Annotated in this window: 7 protein-coding genes and 1 pseudogene; all 8 read left to right on the top strand. The window is 35.9% G+C overall.

Features of this window, described 5'->3' with window-relative positions; all coding sequences use genetic code 11:
• Window positions 1-251 (top strand): annotated as a pseudogene (locus tag IEW05_RS25785) (shikimate kinase); the annotation flags it as partial.
• Between the two features lie 6 nt (window positions 252-257).
• On the top strand, window positions 258-437 hold the full coding sequence (locus IEW05_RS25625; protein ID WP_194434126.1) for a hypothetical protein: 180 nt from the start codon (window positions 258-260) through the stop codon (window positions 435-437).
• 139 nt (window positions 438-576) lie between these two features.
• Window positions 577-1,314 carry a hypothetical protein gene (locus IEW05_RS14640; protein WP_194434125.1) on the top strand — a complete coding sequence of 246 codons (738 nt, stop codon included), beginning with the start codon at window positions 577-579 and terminating at the stop codon, window positions 1,312-1,314.
• A gap of 218 nt (window positions 1,315-1,532) precedes the next feature.
• Complete coding sequence (locus IEW05_RS14635; protein WP_188539979.1) at window positions 1,533-2,126, top strand: chloramphenicol phosphotransferase CPT family protein; 594 nt, start codon at window positions 1,533-1,535, stop codon at window positions 2,124-2,126.
• 259 nt (window positions 2,127-2,385) lie between these two features.
• Window positions 2,386-2,628, top strand: coding sequence for a hypothetical protein (locus IEW05_RS14630; protein WP_188539977.1), 243 nt, complete (start codon window positions 2,386-2,388; stop codon window positions 2,626-2,628).
• 309 nt (window positions 2,629-2,937) lie between these two features.
• Window positions 2,938-3,396, top strand: a complete 459-nt coding sequence (locus IEW05_RS14625) for a VOC family protein (protein ID WP_188539975.1) — start codon at window positions 2,938-2,940, stop codon at window positions 3,394-3,396.
• 266 nt (window positions 3,397-3,662) lie between these two features.
• Entirely contained in the window at window positions 3,663-4,334 is a 672-nt protein-coding gene (locus IEW05_RS14620; protein WP_188539966.1) for a hypothetical protein, read from the top strand.
• Between the two features lie 207 nt (window positions 4,335-4,541).
• The coding region (locus tag IEW05_RS14615; RefSeq protein WP_188539965.1) for a hypothetical protein at window positions 4,542-4,968 on the top strand (427 nt) is incomplete at its 3' end.

Below are 4,968 nucleotides of genomic sequence, written 5' to 3'. Positions count from 1 at the left end.
TTTATTTTGTTGAATTAGAGTCAAATATAGAAGAAAGATTAAAACGGAATACAACGGCGTTTAGACTTGATCAAAAACCAACAAAACGAAATGTTGAACAATCTGAAATGGACTTAATCAAAACCATGGAAAAACATAGACTCAACTCTAACGAAGGAGAAATTACCAGAGAGAACTATTTGAGAATTAATAATACAAATTTAAGTGCAGATGAAGTCGCAAGACTTATTAGAGATACATTTAATTTATAGTACGTTGTGAGTAATTCAAGAAGGCGCCAACTTCTTATAACACCATGTTCACGCTTCGGCGGACAAGCCGCCTCGGTCCAGCAGGAGTTAGGAGCGATTCGGAGAAGTAGCTTCAGTAGTAGGGAAGCGGAATTAGCCGGGCACATCCAACTCCCTAACCGCATCGCGGCCGCCCTCCGGGCTTAAGGGAGTTGGACGTCGTGAACACATTTACGTTATCTGAAACATCCGCATAATCATTTAAAGGATAAATTCAATAAATCTAGTGAGAAGGTGTAGTGAAATGCTATATGAGAATATTTCATTATTCAATCACAAAATTATAATGAATGAAATGGTAACTGAAAGTGAAGAAGAACGTTTAGTTGAATCAATATTATCTAACTGTGAGAATCAAGTCGGTGAACTTGCTATCTGGAATAAGAAACATAAATTTATGTACCCTCATTTTTTATTGCCATCGTATGAAGAAAGTAATTTAGAACGAAGTAAAAAACTCAGACTTATCACAGGGGAACTACCAAAAACATTTTTACTGTCACATAATGCATACGAGCTTGAGGCATTAAGGATTTTGGCTATTCGAAAACACGAAAATGCTAAAATCAATGAATTACTAGAAGCAACCACTAGAAGATTGGAAAACACGTGTTTCGGACACTTTTGTAGTGAAGGTGAATGCCTATGGTTATCTTTAGTAGTTGTACGATTTTGGAATACATTTAAGCCTTACGATCTCGAAAAAATTAATAACATGCTGCTAAAAATCATCGACCATATAACTAATACAACTAAACGTGCGGTACCGTCCTTCTACTTGTGGCTTACGTTATCAGAATTAGCCGATAATAGTGAATATGCTTTAGAATTTATAAAAAAGAATAGTCGGTATTTAGTGAATCAATTCCAAAAAGGTTGGATTGTGAATCCTAAAAACGCTGACAGATATAATCCTTTAAGAAAACATATTATTAAAAACACTTTGATTAAAACGTCTATGTACCAATATATGAAAGATGCAGAAGTGCATATAAGTAATGACGGAAGATGTTACGGAAAGTAATTATTATTAGCTATTTCATGATGGCGGATGCATCAGATAACACCGTATTCACGCTTCAGGACTACCGTCCCTTGGTTGTCAGATGTATAATCATGGAAGAAGCTCAGACAACAAACGACCCAGCCTAAGATAAGAGCTATCTAGGGCTGGGTCGTTTCGTGAATACGAGAACGTTATCTGAAAGATACGCAATGATTATTTTTGAAGGGATGATTTAATTGAAGCAAGGGATATTAGTTTTTCTAAATGGAACTTCAAGTTCTGGAAAGACCTCCATATCGACTGAACTGATAAATCAGAAAGAGATTCATTTTTATCATTTATCAATTGATGATTTTTTTAATAATTACAATGAATTTATTAATAATAAATTTCCAGACGAACCTCCAAAAGAAATAGATCATCAAGTTGTCTCACAAATTCTTGATGATTCCATATTATCAGTGTACCATTCGACAATTAAACTGTTATTAGAATTGGGTTTTAATGTAATAGTAGATACCGTAATCGACAATGACAAGAGGTTTAATGAGTTTCTTGATCAATTTTTCGATCAGCCTACGTTATTTATAGGTGTAATATGCTCGAAAGAAGAACTCATAAGAAGAGAGCAAACAAGAGGAGATAGAAAGATTGGACTAGCAGTTTCACAGTTTAGCAAAGTATATTGCTTTGATGAATATGACCTCGAAGTAAATACTGAAGAGATGAATCCAATAGAATGTGCCGAAAAGATATTAAGTTTTATTAAGTCCAATAAGGAATACTCGGTATTTAAGAAATTAAGTAAAAGAAATGTTAGTGTTTCATAGAAGGCGTATCCATCAGATAACACCATATTCACTCATCGGGCATTCGCCCTTGGTCGCCAGGAGCAATAGCGGGAAGCTGAATCAGAGACAACCCGCACCGGCCAAGATAGGAGCTATCTAAGCCGGTGGGGTTCGTGAATACATAACGTTAGGTGAAATCAGCACAAATTATGATTACAAAGTACAACAGTTCAAGAATGAAGAACATTTACTTTAATATATTCTAGTTACAATGCATTTTGAGAAAGGAATTGTTCAGATGAGTAACATTGATAAACGAAATAAATTCGAAGAAGAAGTATTCACTTATCAAACAACTATAGACAACAAAGTCTTCATTTACTGGATGGGCAAGAAAGTTACAATTCTTTCAGGTAAGGCGAGTGATAAATTTTTAAAAGTAATAGAGGGAAAGGATTACAAGGAGACACAGTTAGCGATGGCTAAGATTACTGGAAACTTTAAACGTGGTAATGAGAAAGATAATAAAGCAAAGTATTGATTTTTTTAGGTGACTCAGGAGGGCGCTGACATCACTTAACAGAGCATTCCTACATCGTCGCGTAAGCTCCTTGGTCACCAAGGGGATATTCGGAGAAGTGGATTCAGGCGACACATTCAACCGGATAAGTCTGACGACCCGTTCCCTACGGTTACTTAAGCCACTTGAACGTCAGGAATGCACAAACGTTATCCGAAATCTCTGAAAACCTAATATTATTGGTTTAATTGTTCCTACTAAAAGAAGGAAAAAATTATTTTAGAATAAAAATGATATCCTATCATTCGTTTTCAGGGAGGAAAATTTATTTTGAACAATCACTCAACGGAACTGGACACTAAACATCAACTGAAATTCGGAACGACAATTCAAGTACGATTAGTTTCAGACTTAAAGAAATCACAAGAATATTATCGTGATGTTTTAGGATGTAAAATTGATGATTGGGGACATGCAGAACGGGATGGAATGATTGTTATCTTGCAACAAGCAATTTCCCATGAAGATGTTAGACCAAATGCTCCTTCAAAGAAACGAACTGATTATCCAACTGAATGGGAAGGACCAGAATATGGATGGGATACATTTATACATGTTGGTTGGAATGATATTCACGATTTAACTGAAGAAATTCGAAACAAAGGTGGACTTTTTCCGAATGAGCCGGTAACTGGGTCTCACGGTAATTGGGAATTTAAAAACGTTTATCTTCAAGATCCAGATAAATACACTATTGTGTTGGGTGCAATGAGAGAAATTAAAGGATAGTAATTTTGTTTGAACCGCTCAAAATGAGCGGTTTTCTAACTTTAAGAAATGATTGCTTAATCAGGAAGACAGAGACTTCGGATAACACCGTATCTTCGCTGCGGGCTCTCCCCTTGGTTCGCAAGAAGAGGTAAGCAGAGAAGTGGAATCAGCTCACAACCCTGCGAGGCTAAGTCCGTTGGACCCGGTCGCATGAGCTCCCTTAAGCCTCTCGGGTACGTAGATACCATAACGTTAGGTGAAATGCGAAGAAAAGGAGAAAAATAATGAGAGTAATCAAGCAATCCACAAATTCAAAAGGAAGCTTTAAACAAATTCAGAATCTTGTGAATAATTTTCCTTCTATTATTAATTTAAAGATTAATGAGAAAACCAATTGCTCAGAAGAAATTATCTGGCTATCTCCACTGAAAAGTGACAAGTATGCTGAATACAGAGATAAAAATTTTCTTGGAATTATTGGCCATGGCAACTTATGTGGTGAACTGAATAATTTTTGGCCAAGTAATGGTCCTCAATGGGATGGTTTGGCTAAATCAGTGTCCAAAGTATTTCTAGTTGAAGCAAAAGCAAATCTACCCGAATTGATTTCCTCTCCTAGTAGAGCAAAGTCAATGAAATCAATTGAACTTATCAACGCTTCAATAGAAAAAACCAAAAGCTTTATTTCTGATGTTGAAATAAATGCTGACTGGACAAAGAGATATTATCAATATACAAATCGACTTGCTCATTTATATTTTCTTCGGGAGCAAGGAATCGATGCATATTTAATTAATTTGTATTTCATAGGAGACAAAGAGGTAAATGGTCCCGAAACTGAAGCCGAGTGGGTTATTGCTAAAAATGAAATGGAAAGTGTACTTCATTTACCTTCAAACCATAGATTAAGAAAATATATATTGGATATTTATATTCACGTAAATGAGATGAAATAGATTAGTAAGTATCTCTATGCACTTCACCTAACACCACATTCACGCATCGAGCTGTCGCTCTCGGTCTGCGGAGGCAAGTCAGAGAAGTGGATTCAGCAGACAACCCTGTACCGACTAAGATAAGAGCTATCTAAGTCGGTGAGGGTTCGTGAATACAAGAACGTTAGGTGAAAGTAATGCAATACTCTATATTGAGGTGACTCGTTGATGTCAGAGGAAATACAGGAAATAATAATCTCGATACTAAATCGAACAGTTCAATTTGTTCGACTAGCTGGAAATTCTTTGATCTTGTATTGCGATTGTGAGCCTGGAAATCTAAAACAAGGATATAGTATCTGGCTAGAACCGACATGGCATATAAGGAATAATGTAGAAGTGATAACAGGGTCAAGAGCAGCTCAAACAGAAGACGAAACTGAGCATATAAATATTTCAAGGCAATTAAAACAGTTATATGGGAATCGAATAAAGAGATTAACTATTGAACCTATTACAAATGACTTACAAATAGAGATGGATGAAGGGATTATTATTAGAACATTTGTAGCAGATCCAAGTGATGAAGAATCATGGCATATTAGAGACCTCGGTAAAAGCCTAAGAATTATTGGGAATCCTAGAACAATACAAA

It is taken from the genome of Paenibacillus segetis, from assembly GCF_014639155.1.
In the GTDB taxonomy this organism is placed as follows: domain Bacteria; phylum Bacillota; class Bacilli; order Paenibacillales; family Paenibacillaceae; genus Fontibacillus; species Fontibacillus segetis.
Note: the sequence above shows the minus strand (reverse complement) of the source record. Positions and strands in the feature narration are given on the sequence as shown.